General features: G+C 32.0%; 19 protein-coding genes, 1 pseudogene and 1 riboswitch. Of the genes and pseudogenes, 3 read left to right on the top strand and 17 right to left on the bottom strand.

Annotated elements, in window-relative coordinates:
• Positions 1 to 17: 17 nt before the first annotated feature.
• The 5 genes from AC1DS7_RS00100 to AC1DS7_RS00080 all read right to left on the bottom strand — a co-directional run bounded on the left by AC1DS7_RS00100 (position 18) and on the right by AC1DS7_RS00080 (position 5,139).
• Positions 18 to 647, bottom strand: coding sequence for a Vat family streptogramin A O-acetyltransferase (locus AC1DS7_RS00100; RefSeq protein WP_002165689.1), 630 nt, complete (start codon positions 645 to 647; stop codon positions 18 to 20).
• Entirely contained in the window at positions 637 to 1,920 is a 1,284-nt protein-coding gene (locus AC1DS7_RS00095; protein WP_476998649.1) for an MFS transporter, read from the bottom strand. Before AC1DS7_RS00095 ends, AC1DS7_RS00100 begins: the two co-directional genes overlap by 11 nt.
• A gap of 267 nt (positions 1,921 to 2,187) precedes the next feature.
• Positions 2,188 to 3,423, bottom strand: a complete 1,236-nt coding sequence (locus AC1DS7_RS00090; protein WP_002013149.1) for a cytochrome P450 family protein — start codon at positions 3,421 to 3,423, stop codon at positions 2,188 to 2,190.
• Between the two features lie 160 nt (positions 3,424 to 3,583).
• Positions 3,584 to 3,988 carry a hypothetical protein gene (locus AC1DS7_RS00085; RefSeq protein WP_002032464.1) on the bottom strand — a complete coding sequence of 135 codons (405 nt, stop codon included), beginning with the start codon at positions 3,986 to 3,988 and terminating at the stop codon, positions 3,584 to 3,586.
• A gap of 146 nt (positions 3,989 to 4,134) precedes the next feature.
• Positions 4,135 to 5,139 carry a DUF1835 domain-containing protein gene (locus tag AC1DS7_RS00080; protein WP_088291873.1) on the bottom strand — a complete coding sequence of 335 codons (1,005 nt, stop codon included), beginning with the start codon at positions 5,137 to 5,139 and terminating at the stop codon, positions 4,135 to 4,137.
• A 298-nt stretch (positions 5,140 to 5,437) separates the two neighbouring features.
• Here AC1DS7_RS00080 and AC1DS7_RS00075 point away from each other — a divergent pair, with 298 nt between their 5' ends.
• Positions 5,438 to 5,641 carry a hypothetical protein gene (locus AC1DS7_RS00075; protein ID WP_002142003.1) on the top strand — a complete coding sequence of 68 codons (204 nt, stop codon included), beginning with the start codon at positions 5,438 to 5,440 and terminating at the stop codon, positions 5,639 to 5,641.
• A gap of 352 nt (positions 5,642 to 5,993) precedes the next feature.
• Here the strand turns inward: AC1DS7_RS00075 and AC1DS7_RS00070 are convergent, their stop codons facing one another.
• Entirely contained in the window at positions 5,994 to 6,197 is a 204-nt protein-coding gene (locus tag AC1DS7_RS00070; protein WP_002085220.1) for a hypothetical protein, read from the bottom strand.
• A gap of 624 nt (positions 6,198 to 6,821) precedes the next feature.
• Between AC1DS7_RS00070 and AC1DS7_RS00065 the strand changes: the two genes are divergently transcribed.
• Entirely contained in the window at positions 6,822 to 7,001 is a 180-nt protein-coding gene (locus AC1DS7_RS00065) for a hypothetical protein (RefSeq protein WP_242488160.1), read from the top strand.
• Positions 7,002 to 7,598: 597 nt separating this feature from the next.
• Here AC1DS7_RS00065 and AC1DS7_RS00060 read toward each other — a convergent pair.
• The 9 genes and pseudogenes from AC1DS7_RS00060 to AC1DS7_RS00020 all read right to left on the bottom strand — a co-directional run.
• Positions 7,599 to 7,889: pseudogene (locus AC1DS7_RS00060) on the bottom strand (homoserine dehydrogenase); the annotation flags it as partial.
• 70 nt (positions 7,890 to 7,959) lie between these two features.
• The gene (locus AC1DS7_RS00055; protein WP_476998648.1) at positions 7,960 to 8,376 is read right to left on the bottom strand and encodes a DUF3995 domain-containing protein; all 417 of its coding nucleotides are present in this window, start codon (positions 8,374 to 8,376) and stop codon (positions 7,960 to 7,962) included.
• A gap of 145 nt (positions 8,377 to 8,521) precedes the next feature.
• Positions 8,522 to 9,289: a DUF3959 family protein gene (locus tag AC1DS7_RS00050; protein ID WP_476998647.1), complete on the bottom strand. Its 768-nt coding sequence runs from the start codon at positions 9,287 to 9,289 to the stop codon at positions 8,522 to 8,524.
• A 210-nt stretch (positions 9,290 to 9,499) separates the two neighbouring features.
• Positions 9,500 to 11,881, bottom strand: a complete 2,382-nt coding sequence (locus AC1DS7_RS00045) for a pPIWI_RE module domain-containing protein (RefSeq protein ID WP_476998646.1) — start codon at positions 11,879 to 11,881, stop codon at positions 9,500 to 9,502.
• A 331-nt stretch (positions 11,882 to 12,212) separates the two neighbouring features.
• Positions 12,213 to 12,899: a thiaminase II gene (gene tenA / locus AC1DS7_RS00040; RefSeq protein WP_002032475.1), complete on the bottom strand. Its 687-nt coding sequence runs from the start codon at positions 12,897 to 12,899 to the stop codon at positions 12,213 to 12,215.
• A gap of 124 nt (positions 12,900 to 13,023) precedes the next feature.
• Positions 13,024 to 13,129, bottom strand: a riboswitch (TPP riboswitch).
• Positions 13,130 to 13,202: 73 nt separating this feature from the next.
• On the bottom strand, positions 13,203 to 14,117 hold the full coding sequence (gene ddlB, locus AC1DS7_RS00035) for a D-alanine--D-alanine ligase (protein WP_002013134.1): 915 nt from the start codon (positions 14,115 to 14,117) through the stop codon (positions 13,203 to 13,205).
• Positions 14,118 to 14,121: 4 nt separating this feature from the next.
• Positions 14,122 to 15,570, bottom strand: a complete 1,449-nt coding sequence (gene pdxR, locus AC1DS7_RS00030) for a MocR-like pyridoxine biosynthesis transcription factor PdxR (protein ID WP_002032478.1) — start codon at positions 15,568 to 15,570, stop codon at positions 14,122 to 14,124.
• Between the two features lie 96 nt (positions 15,571 to 15,666).
• Positions 15,667 to 16,692 carry a homoserine dehydrogenase gene (locus AC1DS7_RS00025; protein ID WP_061689488.1) on the bottom strand — a complete coding sequence of 342 codons (1,026 nt, stop codon included), beginning with the start codon at positions 16,690 to 16,692 and terminating at the stop codon, positions 15,667 to 15,669.
• A gap of 88 nt (positions 16,693 to 16,780) precedes the next feature.
• Positions 16,781 to 18,022 carry an esterase/lipase family protein gene (locus tag AC1DS7_RS00020; RefSeq protein WP_002127669.1) on the bottom strand — a complete coding sequence of 414 codons (1,242 nt, stop codon included), beginning with the start codon at positions 18,020 to 18,022 and terminating at the stop codon, positions 16,781 to 16,783.
• Between the two features lie 279 nt (positions 18,023 to 18,301).
• Here AC1DS7_RS00020 and AC1DS7_RS00015 point away from each other — a divergent pair, with 279 nt between their 5' ends.
• Positions 18,302 to 18,643 carry a DUF3914 domain-containing protein gene (locus AC1DS7_RS00015; protein ID WP_002189797.1) on the top strand — a complete coding sequence of 114 codons (342 nt, stop codon included), beginning with the start codon at positions 18,302 to 18,304 and terminating at the stop codon, positions 18,641 to 18,643.
• 75 nt (positions 18,644 to 18,718) lie between these two features.
• Here the strand turns inward: AC1DS7_RS00015 and AC1DS7_RS00010 are convergent, their stop codons facing one another.
• The gene (locus AC1DS7_RS00010) at positions 18,719 to 19,387 is read right to left on the bottom strand and encodes a lipoprotein BA_5634 family protein (protein ID WP_476998645.1); all 669 of its coding nucleotides are present in this window, start codon (positions 19,385 to 19,387) and stop codon (positions 18,719 to 18,721) included.
• 69 nt (positions 19,388 to 19,456) lie between these two features.
• On the bottom strand, positions 19,457 to 21,088 hold a 1,632-nt coding region (locus tag AC1DS7_RS00005; protein WP_476998644.1), incomplete at its 5' end, for an FtsX-like permease family protein.

The raw sequence follows: 21,088 nt of genomic DNA, 5'->3' as shown, positions 1-21,088 counted from the left end.
TTGTCATGCATTTTTTATTACCTTTTTAACTTTCTTAATGGTTCAATGTCTCCTTGTACAATAGCATCTATATTTTCGGTTATTTTTTCAATGTCAAAATGCCACCATTGAATTTGCAATAATTCTTCTATTATTGTATTTGTGAATCGTTCCTTTATTTTATTTGCAGGGTTTCCGCCAACAATTGTATATGGTGCGACGTCTCTAGTCACAACAGATTTAGCTGCAATGATTGCACCATCCCCTATTTTTATTCCGGGCATAATAGTTGTATCCATACCAATCCAAACGTCATTTCCTATAACTGTATCACCTTTGTAAGGTAAATCAGACAAACTAGGTGTATACTTCTCCCACCCATTTCCAAATATATTAAATGGATATGCCGAAAATCCATCCATCCGGTGATTCGCTCCGTTCATAATAAAGGTAACTCCATTTGCAATACAACAAAACTTTCCAATAGTAAGATGATCTCCAAGAAATTCATAATGATGTAATACTCGATCTTCAAATGTTTCTCCATCTTTCGCATCATAATAAGAATAGTCACCAACAAATATATTAGATTTCGTTATTGTATTTTTTATAAAATGAACGTTTTGATTTCCTTCAATAGGGTATTTAACATTTGGATTAGGATTCATGTTGCACAGCACTTCCTTTACCATTCATTTCACTTTCTACTGCTATTACTGGCTTTAAATTGTATATAGGCAAAATAAACAATAATCCAATAACAAATAGTAGAGCCGTCCCCTCATACATCGTACCTAATGAAAACATCTCCTTTAATGAACCAGCTATACTCATCGTTACTACCATTGAACCGGTGAATAGTGGACTTAAAATGCCATTTACTCTACCAATAAAATCCGTATCACTATTTTGTATAATAAGTGTATTTATCCCTATTTGAATACAAGGTAGGGCTAAACCACTGAAAAGTTGTGCTGTAAGTGTCACCCATAAATTTGTAGAGTATCCTATAATAGCAATTCCAATTGCCTGACCAAGCATACCTACAATTAACATTTTTTGCGGAGCAACGTTTTTCGCAAATACCATCGCTAGAGCTCCGCCAACAATCATCCCCGCACCATTTACTGTTAGTAACCATTGTAAACTCTCTTTTGATAACCCTAACTGCTCAGTCACAATAAAGATGCCTAGTGGCTGAATTAAACCTATACCTAGTCCTGCTGCCATAAAACAAAACCCTAGCAAAGTTAATGCTTTTTTCTTTTTTACATATTTAATACCATCCAGCATTTCCTGCAACAGCGTAATTTCTTTCTTCTCATTATCATTCTCATGATCTTTCGGAAGAAATAACAACACAGCTGCTGCAAGTAAAAAAGCGATACCTGTTATGATGATTGAAATATAAATTCCAAAACTATGAAAAATAAATGTTCCAAGAATAGGTCCTAACACCATAAAAATCGCAAATATTGTTTGATATATAGACATCGCTAATTGAATGTGTTCCGTTGATAAATGCTGTTTAAACAACTTCATACCGGATGGTTGAGAAAACTGCGAAAGGATTGCAGAAATAAGCGTCACAAAAAACACGATTTTCCACGTTCCAAACATAAGAGTAATTAATACAGCGAATACGGAAATAGAACTTAACGTCTCACACCATATCATTGTCTTCTTTGGCTTCCACCTATCAGCAAAAGTTCCACCAATGAATGAGAAAATAAAAATGGGAGCAAATTCAGCAACCGAAATCATCGAAATAGCAAAAGCATCACCTTTCGTCATTTCCATAACATAAAGTAATACCGCAAAGTTACGAACCCAAATTCCAACTTGTAAAAATAATGCTGATGCTAGAATCCCTTGCACAAATCGATTTTTTAATACTTGTGATACCCCATGATTTTGTTTCGTTTCTGCAGTCGTCGACATAAAAAAGCCTCCTATTTCGTGTTCTGAACAGGAGGCAGCACAAATCATATGAAAAGACTATATATTCGCAGTGCGAAACACATCCCTTTTCTATACATGCACATACTAATCCTATTCAGAAGAATATTTCGTTTTTTAACGAAGATCTCTTACAAATAGAATTAGTTGATCATTGGGATGTTTTCACCCTTCCGTTTCGAATTTAAATAACACATACATACTCTATGTTAATCATTTGTCGTGTATGCATGTCTCAATATAACTATTCTAAAAAGACAATGGTAATTCCTCTAAAGAACGCATTAAATAATTACCTTGCCAATTAATTTTGTCACGCTCACCTTTTATTTGTAACGATGGCATTCTTTTAAACAGAGCAGTAATAGCAATCTTTGCTTCCAACCTAGCAAGTGGAGCTCCTAAACAGAAATGGCTACCATGTCCAAAAGCAATGTGACGGTTATTCTCACGCATAATATCAAATACTTCTGGGTTTTCAAATACTGTTTCATCACGGTTTGCTGAAGCTAATGCGATAATAACCATATCTCCTTTTTGGATTGTTTGGTCATGAATTTGAAACGGCTCAGCCGCCCATCTTGCAGTTGTCACCTCAACTGGAGAATAATAACGCAATCCTTCCTCAATAGCTGAATCAATTAATTCCGGATTTTCTTTTAATAACTGTAATTGCTTCGGATTTTCAAGAAGTGCTAATACCGTATTTGTTATTAAATTCACTGTCGTCTCGTGTCCGGCTACAATTAATAACATGATCATTGAATATAGCTCTCGAGCACTAAGTTTATGCCCTTCATTTTCTGCAAGTATTAACGCACTAACCAAATCTTCTTTTGGATTTTTTCGTTTTACATCAACTATATATTGGAGATATGTAATAAACTCAGATAGTTGTTTTTCGGTTTCTTTTATTTCTTCAGGTGTTTCTGGCGATGCAATGACAGCATGAGACCAAATTCTAAATTTCGCTTGATCTTCTTTTGGAATTCCAAGCATCTCACTTATTACAATAATCGGTAATGGGAATGAATAATCATCCACAAGATTTAATGTACCTTTTCGCTCTATTTCACTTATTAAATCATCCGCTATTCTCTGAATTCTTCCGTCTAATTGTGAAATCATCTTCGGTGTAAAAGCTTTTTGAACTAAAGATCGCAAACGACTGTGGTTAGGTGGGTCCGAATTTAACATGTGCGTTGTTAAATGATCACTATTGTCAACGGAAAGATGCATGTTCTTTGTATCTTGAGGAAACACATTTGCCTGATCTTTTTTTAAGCGATTATCTTTTAAAAGCGGCAGAGCATCTTCATATCTTGTAATGAGCCATTCTTTACCGATTTCAATTTGATTTACAAATAATATAGGCTGTACTTTTCTCGATTCTTTATAAATTTCATAAGCATCTTCTTTAAACTGAGCAGAAGCTAAATTAATGCCATCCTCTATTTTTCGGCCAACCTTATTTTTTATTGACATTACATTCCCTCACTCTCAATTATTTGTGTAAATCAACCTAACATTTGAATTATACTTCAATAAAAACTAGAAAATTGTAAATTTTTAATCAAAATCTTACTTCGTATATTGAAAAATAAAAAAGTGAGAGAGTAAAATTATTCTACTCTCTCACTTCCTATTATGCGAAGCACATAAAATTACTAATTTGTTGATATCGATAACTTACTTTACGACGACGACCACCTTGCCAAGTGTAACCTGAAACCCCGCTTCTTCTTACCTCGGTTGGAAAGAACCATAAATCTCTTCCGAAAGGACCAGGTCGATGTAAACGTAAATAGCCCCATCTTCCTAGACAGTTACACATCCAAGATTTCATATTGCCTGCTTGTGCTGGAGAAGCAAATGTGGACGGTAACGACGGAGCTTGTGACGGTGGTGGTGATGTTGGAGCATCTTCCGCATCATCTGGTCTATAGTCTTCTTGTTCAATATCTCTCACTTCATTTGTAGATTCATAACCGTAGTTTTGTGGATTATAATACATCTCTTGATCATATGGATAGTTTTGTTGGTTATACATAATAACCCATCACCTTCTTTTCATTTGTTTCTTTTAACATTCATATGTGATACGCCATTCATAGGAAGCTTATGTATAGCCTAAATTCATCTGAAAAAAGCTCGTATTTTAAAAATACGAGCTTTTTTATAAACAAAATATATTTTTTATTTTATTAACTTCACACTATAAAAACGCATTTGATCTAACGAACCTTCATATTCAAATACTTCTTGCTTAATTAATTCTTTCAAGCGATATTCCAAAAACGTATCCCCAACCAATTGATCCGAAAGTCCAAGTGCTTCACCTATTACTCTCGGAGCTTTATGAAATTCTTTATCTGCTCCTACATTTTTCGCACACTCAATAATGAATTGATCAAAATAATCTTCTTGTACAGCATGCACTTCATCGTCTTTCCAAACTCTTAAAAACTCCGTGCTTTGCGATAATCTATCCCACTCATGTGCAAACTTCATTCGCTTCTCTTCAGTTAAATACGGAAATTCCACAAAACTTTTTTGGAAAAGAGCTAAACTTTCAGGAGATACTTCTCCAGTTCCACGGATATCATAATCTTGTTTTAATATTTCTCTACTCGCTTCAGAAGTATTCATAACACGAATATTTTTCTTATCTTTTAATTGCGCAATTGCAAAACAAAGCCCTACGTGCTCATGGGCATTATCCGCCTTCCAAACGGTAATCGGTGTTTCATTCGGAATTGAATGTAGCTCTTCTAAAGTCTCCTTAAATCTTGGTAAATACTCTTCTTCAAAATAACAATCATAAGAAGTTAAGTTATTTAATAACCACTGTGCCCTTGCTAATTGACCTTCATTCGTATGTAATTGATGTATGGGACCAATTGAAAAGAATTCAGAGTATGAAACAACACTCTCCTCGTGTAATCCTTCTTGTTTCAACATATATTTTAAACATCCGGCAGTTGAATCATCAAAGGCAATATGAATGTGTGTGCTTTCTTCTAAATTTTTTTCCTGAGTTGTATGACTCGTCAATTGCTTAGGGATACTCGTTAAATTTTTTATCATATCTTCGCTATAATTCCCGTCTAATACATCTAACTGTATTAGAATACTTTGAAGTAAATGTTTTGCTTCATCTTCATACATATCCTCTACAACATTTTTAATTTTATCTATCATATAAATCCCTCTATTCATTTCTAAAATAACGTAGATTATAGTGTATCATTTTAGCCCAGATGTTTAAAAGTCTTTTTAAAATCAAATCGTTTATTACACAGATTGCTGCAGCCATCTAAGTTTTTAACAAAAGCTTTCTCTATGTTCCTCTCAATCTATAGATCTATAATATTTTTTTCTTCCTCCTTATTTATCTCCCAAAATCACATTAGTTGCTAAATAATTTTTAAACACTTTGTAAATCTTTTTATTTAAATGTATAATTATATAGAAAATAAAAAATACAGGAGCAATATTAATGGCGAAAGTACTTACTAATTATAAACATTATTTAAAAAATTGGAGATTTATATTTATTTGTATATTACCTGCTGTCGCTTTATTGTATACATTCGATGTCATCTTTGAACTACTGTGTCACCAAAATTTCTATTTGTCTAATTTAATTATTGCTATCATATTAATCTTAATATTTATTAACATTAAAGAAAACTATAATTGAAACGAAACCGTTGTGAAGCTACATTTTTCATAAAAAATTAGAGCACCCTGCTATTGGATGCCCTAATGTGATTAGAGGTTTTTTCTGAGTATTTAGTAGGACACGAAGATCTTGTCCTATTACATACTATATGCTTGTACTTATTACATTGTGCACTAGAAAGCACAATGTCTAGATGCCAAATAGATACATACACATTGGAGTAACTAACACGCTAGAAAAGACCTTTCTATATCCATTCATTCTTAATAGCCTACATTATTACTAATAAAATTTTCTCATACTTTCATTGTACAATTGCTTTATTTATAAACAAAAAACATCCCCATGGATGTTTTTTATCTAATTACCTTTACACTTCCATAAATTTAGCAGGTACACCAATTTTTTCAACTACAGAAGATATATTAGTAGGGTTAATCATTACATTTTCAATACAAACTAATTTATTTTCTAATAATCCATTCTCTGTAGTAATAAACTCTTCAAATCGTTCTAAAGTCATTGAGAATTTGTGCTCACTTCCACCATTCATACTGACTTTTACATACTTCATAGTGTCACCGCCTCTCTTAATTATCTATAATTCGCTAAAAATACGCTTACATCCTTTTATTAAAACGTGGATTTATCACTTTTATCACTTCCCACTACACGTTTGAAATGATTTTGAGAAAAAAGCTACTAAACACCACCTGTTCTTTTCATTAAAATTTCAATAGAATGTTTCTAGAATTATATATCTTTGGAAAAGATTATATAATAGTACTGATTAAATATTAGGAGTGTTATTAATGGTTGATATAATCCGACTCTTAATCATCATACTTATCGCAATTTTTTTATTTTCATCAATTATTATGGAGTTTAAAAAACCTCACAAAAGTATGTTTTGGTTCTCAATTGAAGTCTTGTTTCTGCTAGGAATCGTACTTTTAATGAAAGAATTTTTCATCAAACTTTCCGCATAATCCCTTAAGTAAAACATAATATCCCATCAATAACGCAGGATAAATTATGATTGTTATTTTTTTCACTGAAGTTAATAATTTAACTTCCGTTAGTTATCTTTTATTTATAACTACTTTATAAGCTTCTGCTAATTACTCTTTTTCGTATATTATCATGAAGACTAGAGCAAGCATGCCTTGTCATATATTAGATAAGGCATGTGATAACATTGGGTAACGATAACAATCAATTTATTTTTCATGTAGTACAAAGTTCGGCAATTAAAAGATTTATAATTGCTGGAACAGGAATTTATTGGACCGTAAATTTCATTTCTTCAAATGCATTACTCGCAATTATTAGTTGTTTTTTGGGGACAAAAAAAATGAAAAAAATGCATCATTCATAGAAGCAATAACTAAATCCCAATTCATTTCTTTCAAATTTGTTGCCTTTACTCTTCTTGAAGTGGGAAAGCAATTTTTCACAGTTGGCTAATTCAYCCGACTTTCTGGCAGACAATACTTTTGATTGTCTGCTTTTTGTATGAGATTTTTCGTTTGACATATACTACTTTTGAACCTGTATACCAATACAAGCCATTTTGGTGTTTGGGATTTCCCTTCCTGGGATAAGTATTTTTGAACTTATCCCTTTTTGTATAGGCATGTATATTTGGGATAAAACTAATTACAAGCAGATTTTCTGTTTATTCGTAGTTCTTAACCAAAAGACTTTTCTCCTTTAAAGGACAGTAGGTACGACTGCTTGTCCTTTTTTATTAATATTTCACACACCATTTTTTGCCCCCTTCTAAGCATTCTATTACAGCTCCCAAATAGCCAATGTTTATAGTCATACAAAATAAGCAGTTGCTGATACTTTCCTTTTTGAGTTACACAACACAATAAAAATGTGTAACTATAGATTTGAATCCATGTCCCTCCTATCTCAAAAGCTCTCCTAAGTAACTAAAAAAACACCTTAAGTGGGCGTCCTTTTTTCTTTATGTAAGAGAACATACAGATAACATTAATCCTCCAAATGTCACTGTTCCTAGTAACCCCAATACAACTCCTGTTAAACAAACACAATCAGCAAGACAAATTGAAGATTGCGATAATGGAACAAATGACCTACTTGTGCTCGATCCATAATGTTTTATTTTTTCATAATTTATATCCAACATGAAATGTAGACATGATACACACCCCTCAATAGTTTGAAGAGATTCATTTTCTAACCGCTCCAATAACTTGTTATTTAAAGCAAATGGTAGAGGGTACTGCTTATCTAATCATCTCTGTTGCCGTATAAATCCCTAGTTTAGTTTGTAATAAAGTATTAAAATAATGCTGGTTATATGTTCACGTTATTATTGCTAATAAGAAGGATAAAGATAAAAATGCACAAAGTGGTACATATAAAACAGTATCCATTCTAGCAAACTCCGTATCTTTTTTTCGTTTAAAGATACCAAAATAATGAAACTCACCAATTACTCTTATGAAAAAAACAACCATACAAACCCAGGATCCCATTTGAACAAAAACATTGGGAAGTGCGGAATGAACAATATTTGCTTGTTGTAATAAAATCATTGCTGCCATACTTAATAATAACGCAATGAACAATGTCATTCCTGTACCTGGTGTAAACGCCTTTTCTCCAGCTTTAGTTGGAATGACACCATTTGTCGCCCACTTACCTCCGAAAGCCCAATAAACATGTAAAAAACTAACTAAGAATAATATGCAAACAGAAATATATGTAATAATAAGCATTTTGTCCTCCCATTATTTTATTTAAATCATTACCTTTAAAATATGCTATGAATCCTTCATACGCAACCTATATTTAATTACATAAAAAAACCCCTTAATGATTTATCAATTTTACGATAAATCATTAAGGGGTTAGTGAAATTTATTATGCATTATACCTATTTTTTCGACGTTCCATCCTAGTTTGTCCTTGAACAGTACTTTCTTTATATTGATCTATTTGCTCTGCCATTTCATATGTTACAACTGGTTCTTCGTTATTACGCTCATGCATTATTTCTGGCGTTTTACGTTTAGAACCTTTTCCACCAAACTTAAATAATTTCATCTTAAATTTCGGTAATCTTGGAAAGCGGACCTTAAATGATAGCCTTTTACGTTTCTTTTTTTGTTTAAATAGATTTGTATTTTCTTTATTAGTGTCTTTCTCTTTACGGTGTAATAACATCGCAAGTAATCCACCTAATATAAGTCCTCCAACTAAAAGGAGAATATATAAGTAATGGCTTGTCATTAAATTCATCATACGCTCAAGTATGACTAACGACTGCACTTCTTTTATATCCCATAGTAACGCGGCCCATAATGAGAATAAGCCCAAAGTAAGCCCGTATGTACGAAACCGGAATAAACACGGAATTAACGCAATGCAAGCGGCGATTTTCGCGTTCGCTATTATTGAACTTATTGAAATATCCTGATTCCAAATAACTAACAGTAATGTTATAAATGGTGCATACGCTATCCAGCTACATATACGTGAATATATCTTTTTCGCAAAGTAACTACCGAAACTAGTAAAAAATAAAAGTCCTCCAATATATAAAGATTGTTCAAGAGGGATTTGCTTTAACATTCCTGCAATTGGAAAGAGGCCGCTCAGTAGCATTAATAATACATCTAATTTCTTCACAATTCCCCATTCCTTTCAAATTTTCTTTTCAATTAATAAAAATCGCTTTTCCATATGATGTAGTTTTTGTATTTCTAAAAAACATCTTAATCCTGTATGTAAATAAAGTAAATACGTAAAAGAAAAGATACATGACAAAGGATAGCCTTATTTACATGAAAAAATGACAAATCCTGCTCATTATTACTAGCAGGATTTGTACACTATTATTTATATTAATATCAATGTATCTTCTTTTTCTAAAATTATTACATCTTCATCTAATTCGTCATTGAATTCTTTAAACTCCCTTGAATCAATATCGGTAGTATAATTTTTAATTAATTTAGCCATATGCATTACATACGTATTATGAATATTTTGTTCTGAGAGCAAGGTTGATTTACAGCACATGTAATGTATCATTTTGGCGATTTCTTCTCTCTCTTCAGATTTTACACCAAGCGGGATAACTTCGAGTATGTACTGCTGTACTATCTCATTACAATCTAATTCGTATGCAGCCGTGCTATAGTAAATTCCCATTTGATCTACAAATAATCTCGTTTCATTCATAACATGTTCTTGGTCTCTAACAATATAGTTCGGTACATCTGAGTTAGTATTAATTCTAATTATGTTTATATCCTCTTTAAAATTTGGGATTATTTCAGGTGAAACCCCAATATTAACKCTTTTATTTTGCAATTCCTCTATCCAATATTTCCTCATATTGGCATCTACAATAAAATAAACTTCTTTATTTTGTTTATGTGCATCTTGTGAAATTTCAACTAATGTTTCTGACATAAATTGTTTAAAACTGACTCCTATATCATTCCTTTTTGATGGTTGTGGTAAAAACACTTTATTATTACCTATATTTAATAAAGTATGATCAATTGTGCCCCATTCTTCTTGACCATATAATTTATATAATATTTCTCTCCCATTTATTTTTGAAAAAATAGGTAAGAAATCATATTTAGACATTTTCTCAATTGATAAATTTACAATTATCCCCGGTAATTTTATCTTATTCCAACTACACTTTAAGAATCCCTTTTGTTCTAACAAACTAAGAATGGCCTTAATAATTTCTTTTTTAGATACACTTTGTCCGATAAATAAATTAATAAATGCTGAAATACGTTCCGTTTGAGCGAATCCTTCCCGAATAATTTGCTTTGGATTAATTTTTTCGCGACCATCACAACTTTTTATTGCAATTAATGCTAATTTCATTTCATTTTGCTCACCTGCCGTAGCATGTACAGCTTTTACGACATCGTCTACTAGTTTCTTTTTGTTTTTATGGCTATATTGCATTCTATATGGATTTTGTAACAATTTCCTAATGTTATATCTTACTATTTTTAACAACACCGGATTGTCTGCATTTAATACATAGGAGGAATCTCCGTTTTGAGCTAAAACTATTTTGCTATCTAATAACGCTTGTTCTATCTCTATTACTATATCATCTGACCATACTTCTAACGTAATTGATTCTAATCCCTTTGGGGCAAATAAAGGTAATAACTCATTCTCATTATTAGTTAATACATTTTCACATTCTGGAAGTAATGTGAAATATGGGCATATTCGTTGGAATTCATTAAAAAGTTCCTCTTTTTCTCTTACTTTTATACCAAATTTTATTTTTGTTCCTTGAACTTTATATATATTTTCGTTATATGGAAGAAGCACTCTTATCTTTGTTCCTCTAATATACTCTTTCGGACATTGGAGAATGTTCTCTAATTTAACTTCTCCCCCTATCCTATAATCATCTTTTAAATTTCTAAAACGTTTAATCCACTTTATTCCTTTTACAGCTTGTTGTACTTTTAACTTTACAAATCTTTGCTTTTTATTATTTGATTCAAATTCAGGAGTTGAAATCAGTATTTGGCTCCGCTTTCGCCCTAAAAGTATAGGGATATCTTTATGATTATATTGTTGATAAAACCTCCTAATCCCTACAGATACTTTTAATAGCGGAATATTCTCACCTCCACGAGTTACGTATTCAAACCGATATACATAAGAGAAATAATCATGTGTTTCTTCATCTTTAATTGGCTCAGACATCGCTTCAGAAACATGTTGTGATCGCAGTGGTGAAAAATATATTTCTTCCTCATTTTTATTTTCCATACGTAAAGGCTGTTCGCAAAAAATATGAGTAATTAGAGCTGGTACCCATTTAGAAAACGTTTTTTTATCATGTAATGCTGGTAAATTACTAATTAAATCATACTGCCATTCTAAATGTGGTGGATCTATTAATTTATTAGGTTTCCAATCATGAATAACCTCATACCAGCTTTGGAAAATATAGTCTAACTGTTCTTGTTTCATTGGTTCTTTTGCTACAATCCAGGGCGTATCTTCCTTTAATATATATGGATTATGCTGAATGAATAATATATCAGAAAACATTTCATACAATCTTTCATTTACAAGTTTTAATTTGCTCGTTAATAAAAATGTTCTATAATGTATCTCTACAATCTCAAGCCATTCAATAGGAAAATAAATATACGATACTTTCTCATTATAGAGGGGTTCTACTATATTTTTAAATGCTAATAACTGTAATTTTTCCATATTATTAATACTTCCTCTCTTAATTTATATTGATCATGAATAATACTAGAAAAGATACCAATTTTTTAAGCATTAACGAATCAAATTTTAACCAAGCACATTAAAGGAAATAACTAAATTACATTTGGTTATTTAAATAAAACATTATTAAAATCAAATTAATATAAAGTAACTATTAACATATAACTACCTCCTTATGGGACTTTATATTATAAAATCATTATAATGAATTATTATATTTTTTATCTATGATTTACAAAAAAATTACAGAAACTAAATATAATAAAAGGTATCGCCTCTTTATATAGCGATACCTTTTATATACTCTTAATTAAATAACACCTTTAACTTCTTCATTCACCGGCCATTTTTCTAATGTATATGCCATTTCCCAAAATGAATATTCATATTGACTACTAAAAATAAAATGTTGTCTCATACGATTACGGTCTGCCTCTGTTACTTTTTCAGCGATCGTATCTAATCGTGTGATTTGCTCTTCTACTAGAGTACGGAACCAATCAGATCCATATGCAGAAATCCATTCTTGATAAATTGGCTCTTCTGGTTGACATTCTTTTAATCGTTCACCGATTTCATAATATAACCAATAACAAGGTAAAATAGCCGCAATAATATCTCCTAAATGCCCTTCATAAGCTGCACGATACATATGAGATGTATATGCATATGCAGTTGGCGCAGGAATAAAATTATCTTTTTCTTCTTTTGTAATCCCTAATTTCTTTGCGAAATTCTCATGTAATGATAACTCAGCTTCATACGTATTTTGTGCATGGTGTGCCATACGAGCTGTCGTTTCTAATTCAAGAGCCTTTGCAGCACCTAACGTTTGTACTCTAGCAAAATGACTCAAATAATAAGAATCTTGAAGCACATAATATCGAAAACTAGCTAAATCTAATGTTCCTTCGCCTAGTTTTTTTACAAAAGGATGGTTAAAACTTGCTTCCCAAATTGAATCTACTTCTTTACGTAATGATTGTGAAAAAGTCATTCAAATCCCTCCAAATAATGTAAAAAATATACGTATTTATCCACAATTATTAAAGCTGTAAAATAAAAAAACTTTCTTTACAGGCGTAAAGAAAGTGAAATTGACAGTATTTATTCGTTAAATAGCAACGTCTTTCCCACTTCCCTACGCTGGCATTAACCAGATCAGGTACTAAGAGTCTCAAAATTTCATCTGATCTCAGCCTATAAAAGGCCCCCCTAGTGGATAAATATTTAGTTGTCGTATTGTAATTATCATAGCATAATTCGTGGAACTGTCAAAAGAATTAATTATATAACTACCTTAAAAACCTTCTTCTTTCCTTACTTTTAATGAAGTTTCAATTATCATATCTAATAGTTTGCTATAATTAATTCCCGCTGCTTCCGCACTTTTTGGCAGTAAACTTGATTGTGTCATCCCTGGTAATGTATTAACTTCCATTACATATGGAATTCCTTCCTTCACCATCATATCAACCCTTGCATAAACACTACATTTTAATGCTTTATAACAAGCCAGTGACGCTTTATTTACACGTTCCTTTATTTCAGCTGGAAGTTCAATAACTTCTTCAACTGTACTAGTATCATCATATTTTGCATTATAGTCAAAGAACACAGCAGCATGTCGAATCGAAATGATAGGTAACTGTTGCCCATCAAAAATTGAACATGTAATCTCGTCACCTTTTATATACTTCTCAATTACTACTTCAGAATCCCATTCGAATACAGTTTCTAGCATAGAGATTAATTCATTTTTATCATAGACAATCTTAACTCCAACACTTGAGCCGCCAGAGTTTGGTTTTACCACTAACGGAAAGCCTAATTTATCTAACTCCTCAAGCTTTAGATCCTCCATTTTTGTAAGTTCAATCCAATCTGGTGTTTCTACTCCTTCATAACGCAAAATCTTTTTCGAAATATTTTTATCCATACATATACCGCTAGATAACATATTACTGCCGCTATATGGAATACCTAAACTCTCAAGCGTCCCTTGAACCGTACCATCTTCTCCGTATTTTCCGTGTAATGCTAGCAATGCAAAATCAATGTCTTTCGCTTTTTCAATTAAATCCATTTTTTCATTTAACGTAATTGGAACGATTTCATATTTACTCTTATCTAAATGTGCAATCATTTCATTCCCAGTCATAATTGATACTTGTTTTTCAGAGGATACTCCTCCCATAATAACGCCAATTCTCATTTTCTCAACTCCAAGTTTCATTTTTTAAAGTTTCACCAATTATTTGAATCCCGCTAACAATTTCCTGTTCTTTCAAACGTGAAAATCCTAATCGGAATGTGTTCGCTCCTCCTCCATCAGAGTAAAAAACATCTCCAGGAGAAAACGTAACTCCTTTCTCATAACACTTTTGTAAAAGTGTGCGGGCTTGAATTTTTTCTTCCAACTCTATAAACAAATGAAGTCCACCGTCTCCAGTCATTCTTTTAAACGGAATGTACTGATTACACGCCCCAACAGCTAACTCATATTTTTTCTTATAAACAGATCTTGCTTTTTTTAAATATTTTTCAAAATATCCTTCATGTAAATATTGAAACAGAACAGCTTGATCTAACGTAGATGTGTGAATGGTTCTGGCTCTTTTAACACTTTCTAAATAATGTATCAGTTCTTTATCTGCAATGATCCAACCTACACGTAAACCAGGGAAAAGTACCTTTGAAAAGCTACTAATATAAATCACATTATTACCAGCCCCTGCAAAAGTTAATAATGGCGATAAATGTGAACCCGAATAACGTAATTCTTCATTAAACCCATCCTCTATAATAGGGATCTTGTATTTTGAAAATAACCTCATCAATTCCGTTCTTTTCTCCGAACTCGTAACAATACCAGTCGGATTATGATAAGAAGGGATTAAATACGCGAAATCAAAATCCTTTTCACGCAAACTTTTTTCTACTTCATTCGTATCAATACCATCATCATTCATATTAATTCCATGAACTTCAAGTCCATGTAAACGAAAAAGCTTCAATGCAGCATGGTGAGTTGGGTTCTCACAAATAACACGCCCTGATTTCTTCGATAAAGAAGATAACACAATATCTAATCCTTCTGTAAATCCATTTGTAATTAGAATATCTTTGTTCGAAATATCTACACCTTTCATTTCCATGTAATGAAGTAAATAATTAATTAACGGTCTATAACCTTTTGCATATCCGTAGTTCAATACGATATCCCCTTCAATGGACATACGAGTAAGAAAAGCTCTTTTGAAATTTTCAACATCAAATAGCTTTTCGTCCGGGGCTATACTATTAAAAACAATCATTCCTTTTTCCCAGCGAACTCCATGCTTCATTAAGTCTAATTCATCCGCTAATGTGGTAACTGTATTAAGTTTATTTTTCCAATCTATTTCAACAGACGAGGTGTTACTTATATCCACCTTCGCAACGAAATTTCCTTTTCCTTTAACTGCATAAATGAGTCCTTCTTGTTCTAAATCCGCATATGCAGAGAGTACTGTATTTCTGCTCACTGATAATAATTCACTCAGTTCCCTTGTTGATGGGATTTTTTGGTCCCCCAACAAATGCCCTTTCATAATCATCTTTTTTAAATAATCCTTTAATTGAATATAAACGGGACGATCTTTTACAACTTTAAAATCTTTAAACAATTTCTTACCCCCTGCAATTATTTTTACATATTTATTTCATTCTCAAAAGGTCCACTACATATGTATTTTTTATTAATAGCGGTACGGTTATAAAGCCTATAAATCATTTCGATATAAATTGATTACATCTTTTAAAGCAGCAGCTGCAGCTCCGCGTGGATTAGAAGCTCCACCAATTGTAGTGACTTGTCCCATTGTATCTGTAAAGAACGTAATTCCTTTTTCCGTGCCATTTATATTTGCTAACGGATGTTCTTTCTCTAAATTACAAGGTTGTACACTAAGGTTTACTTTTCCATTATCATCTTTATATGCTGATGCAATTAATTTAATTGATTTATTTTGTTCCTTTGCATTTTGAATTTGTTGCGTTGTAACGTGCTCTATTCCGTTTATTTTTATATCTTTGAGTGAATAATCGTTTCCCATTAAACTATTCGTCAAAAGTAATAATTTACAAGCGCTATCCATCCCGCTTATATCTAATAACGGGTTAGTCTCCGCAATTCCTTTATTTTGTGCTTCTTGCAATGCTTCTTCAAACGTCTTATATTCTTCATGCATCTTTGTAAGAATATAATTTGTTGTCCCGTTCAATATTCCTTCTATTTTTTCAATATGGCAACCCGCTAAACTTAGTTGTCCAATGTCTAATGTCGGTAACGCAGCGGCAGTTGCACCGCTATATCGAATGCGTGAGCCTGAAATGCGTGCTGCCGTATTCAGTTCACTCCAAGCTGTAACAAGTGCACCTTTTGAAATAGCTACTATATCCATTTGATTTTCAATAGCTTGTTTCATATACTGTTTCCCTGGATTTCCATTTTTAAGATTTGTAGCAGTTGATTCAACCAATACAGTACCATTTATATTAATCGTTCCGCGTTCCTCTGGATAATGTTCGATATATTTTTCAATTGCAGCAGAACCATCACCATACGTCAATAAATCATTAATCTGCAAACCTTTCCCGTTATATATTGCAATATTTCTTCCTATCACTCCACTAACAACTAAGTCAATTCCATATGTTTCATTTATATATAAATATTTTTCGTTTAATAATTTAATAAATTCTTTACCAACTGTCCCATACCCCGATAATACAACTTGAATTTTCATAAGATCACCCCATGTTTTTTTTGCCAAATCCCTCTTTCAATATAATATAAAGCGCCCTCGAATTCCATCGAGAGCGCTTTATTATTATCTATTTCGGTAACCGTGATAATTTTTCTGCAATTGTTCTATAAAACTCTTGAATATTAGAAAAACCTAACGTGTCTGAAACGCTTAATCCTACCATATCAAGATGGTCCCAATTTGCTTTCGTTTCGATATGATTCCATTTTCCAACCTGTAAAGACTCATTATCATTTGCAGCAATATTAGATGAAGGTGCAATCATAGAATTTGTATTTACTACACCGTCATTTTGCCACCAAGAAGTATCTATTAATGTTCGATTCTCTTCATATCTTGCATAGGAACCTAAGAAAAATGCATTACCCATTAACACTTTATTCATCGTTATATGAGGTAAATGTAAACCTGTTATTGGTGCTGCTTGCGATGCATGTCCACTATAAGATAAGTAATATACATCCGATTGCGTCTTTACCCAATTATTTAACTCCTTTGCTCCATCAGTACTTAAATCCCATTGACTTATATCTTTTGTATTTTCCCAAATTGAACTATTTAAAATACGATCAGTATATTGGAAAAAGGACTCTCCGGCATTCTTTTTTATACCCCATTGATCCAATTTAAAATCATATAATGATAAATTATTGTTTCCACCTAAACTTGCAGCTGTAATGAGTAAATCTTTAACGAACGGCAACAGAAGACTTCCGTCCGCGAGTGTTGTACCGTTATGAGGAGTTGCTAAAGTTGTAACACTATGAACATACGATTTGCCACCTTCAAATAGTGGTGATATCTTTGTGTTCGGATGATTTTTCACATAATCTTTTTCTTCATAACTTCCTTCTTTTAATAATTGCACTAATGTTCTTGTCGTTTGTCCACCCATGCTATGCCCAACTAAATGAACTTTATTTGTTTCACTCCAATTCGGTGCAAATCCACTATAAGTTCTACCAAAACGATTATGTCCATGTTTCTCAGCATGTGCCGCACCGTAGTCTACTATTCCACCGTTAATTTGCGCATATAATTCACATGCACGATCCCAGTTACTAGAAACTGGTCCAACAGCTGCAGTATGTACTGTATAACCATTTCTTTTTAAATCTTCTTGTATATCATGAACACCACCCCAATATTTTACCCCTAGCATTTCCTCTCTACCCCATCCAGCAAATCCATTCACTAAAATGATAGGATAATTATTTTGTTGTCTCTCTTCAGCGTATGTTGTTTTCGCTGCGAATGAACAAACAGTCACTAATGCGAAAAAACATACTTTTAAAAATAATTTCCCCATACTTTCTCCCCCTCAATAAAACGTTTACATTTATCTTTGAAAAAAAATACAAACTTAGTTTGCAACTTAAACATAATGTAAAGTATTTTATATACGTTGTATATATAGAAAACATATACAAATGTTGATAAATATTTATTCTAGTAAGCATTTACTTTTCATAACACAACTTGTAAATCTGATTATTTGAATTTATAATTAAATATAGTTTCCTCATGTTAAATGGATTTAAAAATCATAAGAAAACTAATTTCATTGCTTGAAAAGGAGGAAAAAAGCATGCAAGTCGGATTAAAAATTCATACATTAGCTCAACCTTCTAAAATAACCCCATCTAATCTTGAGCATAATACTATCTCTTCTACTAAGCATAAAGATAAGAAATCTAATGATCTAATCAAATTTGATATTCGTACATCTGAACAAGAAATGAAACAAGCGGATCATAAATTTAGCGAATTAGACTTATGGAAAATGCTAAAAGACAAAGGTGTACCTTTATGGATGATTTTAGAAATGTTACAGAAATTTCGTAAAGAAAAGGAATCTCAAAATGGTTCGGTTCAACATTCAAATGCGATTGAAGAAACGAGCGAGACTCGATTAAATGAAGTCATGTAAACTATGTTATCTGAAGGGTCTATAACTAAAAAGAGTTCAAGGTTGATAGAAACTTTATCAACCTTGAACTCTTTTTTAAGATTTTTCTTCAATCGTTACAAACTGAAAAGATACTTCTCCTTCCAAACCTTTGATTAGCCTTGTTACTTTGACATTTTCATTAACCAATGTATTATCTGTCGACATTTTAGGTTTTTCATCTCCTAAAGATTTTTTCAGATGAAGAAGGTGCATTTTCGTTTCATTTACCTTTATTTCTTTATACACACTATTTTGTGCTACAATCACATACCATTGCGTTGGATATTTACGAGTGTTACCTATCCAAGCGTCACTATCGTATGAAACTGGAATCTCTTTTCCTTCTAATTCAATACTTTTCATATCCTTTTCGTCTTCATGTGTAAACAACAGCGAACCTTCTTTTGGGAATTTCGGTAACGTATCTATAATATAATTGGAGCCATTATCTCGTTTACGAAAAACTTTTTCTTTAATCAATGCTTGTGCTGTAGACTCATTTAAAATTAATACTTGTCCGTTTCCATAAGTACCTGTTTTCACAGAAAACACTTCATTTTCTTTCGTAATTTCTTGATAACGATTAATAATTGGTGAAATTTTATTTTCATTTCCAATGATTAATAAACCGTTTGCAGGAAATGGATTCTCCTTTTTAGAACATGCACTAAAACTTATTAATAGTAGTATCGTTAACATAAAAATAGTTAAAGTTCTTTTCATCGCGTTTCCTTTCATCATACAGTTCATTTTTTCCACATACTTTAATGTAGTCTTACAAGCTAATAAACTCTATTGCTCCATAACCTTATAAAGCTTTTGCAGGTAACGCCAACGGGTTATAAAGAAATATAATACTTGTATACATATAAATGAAATTAAAATAACGATAGAGCTATTAATTATAGAAAAATCGACTAATTGCTGTAATGCCGTATAAGCGACTACAGTATGAATCACTGCAACAACAATCGGTAAGAAGAACATTAATAATAACTGTCTCGTTACAATTTTTTTTAATTCTCGTTTACTTAACCCCATTTTCGAAATCATTTTATATTGCTGTTGATCGCGATCTAAATCAGTATATAATCGGAAATAAATAAAACTAGCAGCGAATGTGAAGAAGACGATTCCGACTAAAACACTTGCCATAAGTAATAATCCATTCGTTTGCTTTGCACTTAACAAATCTATAGTTAAAGCCCGAAATTGAAAATTACCTACTCTAGTATCTTTCTCAAATCTACTAATTAATTCGTTTGAAATTCCCTTCGTTTTCATCCAATCGTCTACAACAAATCCGTAAGTACGATATGGAATGTCTTTATTAACTGGGTCACTAGTAAGAGGGATTCCATCATATACCTGATCTTTAACAGCGATATAAATAGTTCTAGAATCATGTGGTAAAACTAAATTTTCTACAGCTTTTTTCACATGAAATGTCTTTGTCCAATCTCCTTGAATGACTTCTATATTCTTTTTATACTCGCCATTTTTAAATTCTTGTTTTTGTGATACGACTCCAGGAATTAATAAAATTTCATCTTCTTTTTCTATTGTTTCTTGTTGATAGCCTAGTGCTTTAGCAAGATCGTTATATTCACTTAACTTCATTACATCTACACCATTTTCCGTGTATATATATGAAGATGAAGCCATTCGATACGGAATATTAGCATCAGAAAGGTGTTTTTTTATAATAGAAAGATTTTTATTTAATACTTTGTCGTTTTCAAAACTTCCATACAAAAATGTATACGGATTTGTCATCCTTACCAAATCCCTATTTCCAATTGCAGCTGTTGTACCAATCGCTGTAAATGCAACTGCTGAAACAATAGATACTATAAAAAACATSGTTGCATTATCTTTCATACGGTAAATTAATTCAGAAAATGTTAATATATTTGTTCTCTTTAAAAAGAAAGATTCTCTCCTTTTCGCAAGGTGCAATATATAAACGCTACACTGTGTATATAAAAAGTACGTTCCTATAATTACTAGGAGCACCCCTATTCCAAGCGTAATAAAATTAGTACTTGGGATAAAGCGAAATACTGAAAAATATCCATACCCTATACTAATTAAAGAAAGTAGCGATAATAAAATTGATGCTTTCGGTTCTGGCTTTGGCTTTTCCTCTGCTTGTATAAGTTCCACAAGTTCTGTTACTTTTATCATTTTAAATGTAACGAGCGAAACAATTAAAAATAATAAAAGAAATGTGATAACTGTTAATAATACAGCCTGCACTGGTATATAAAAAGGCAAACCATTACTAATCATTAATACACTTGCGCTTATCAATAAAACTAGTTTAGAAAATACGAGTCCAATGAGAATTCCTATACAAATTGAGCCAAGTCCAATCAACATATTTTCAATTAATAATAATTTCTTAAGCTGTCTCATTGACAC

It is taken from the genome of Bacillus sp. P4_E1 (genome assembly GCF_056401715.1).
Note: the sequence above shows the minus strand (reverse complement) of the source record. Positions and strands in the feature narration are given on the sequence as shown.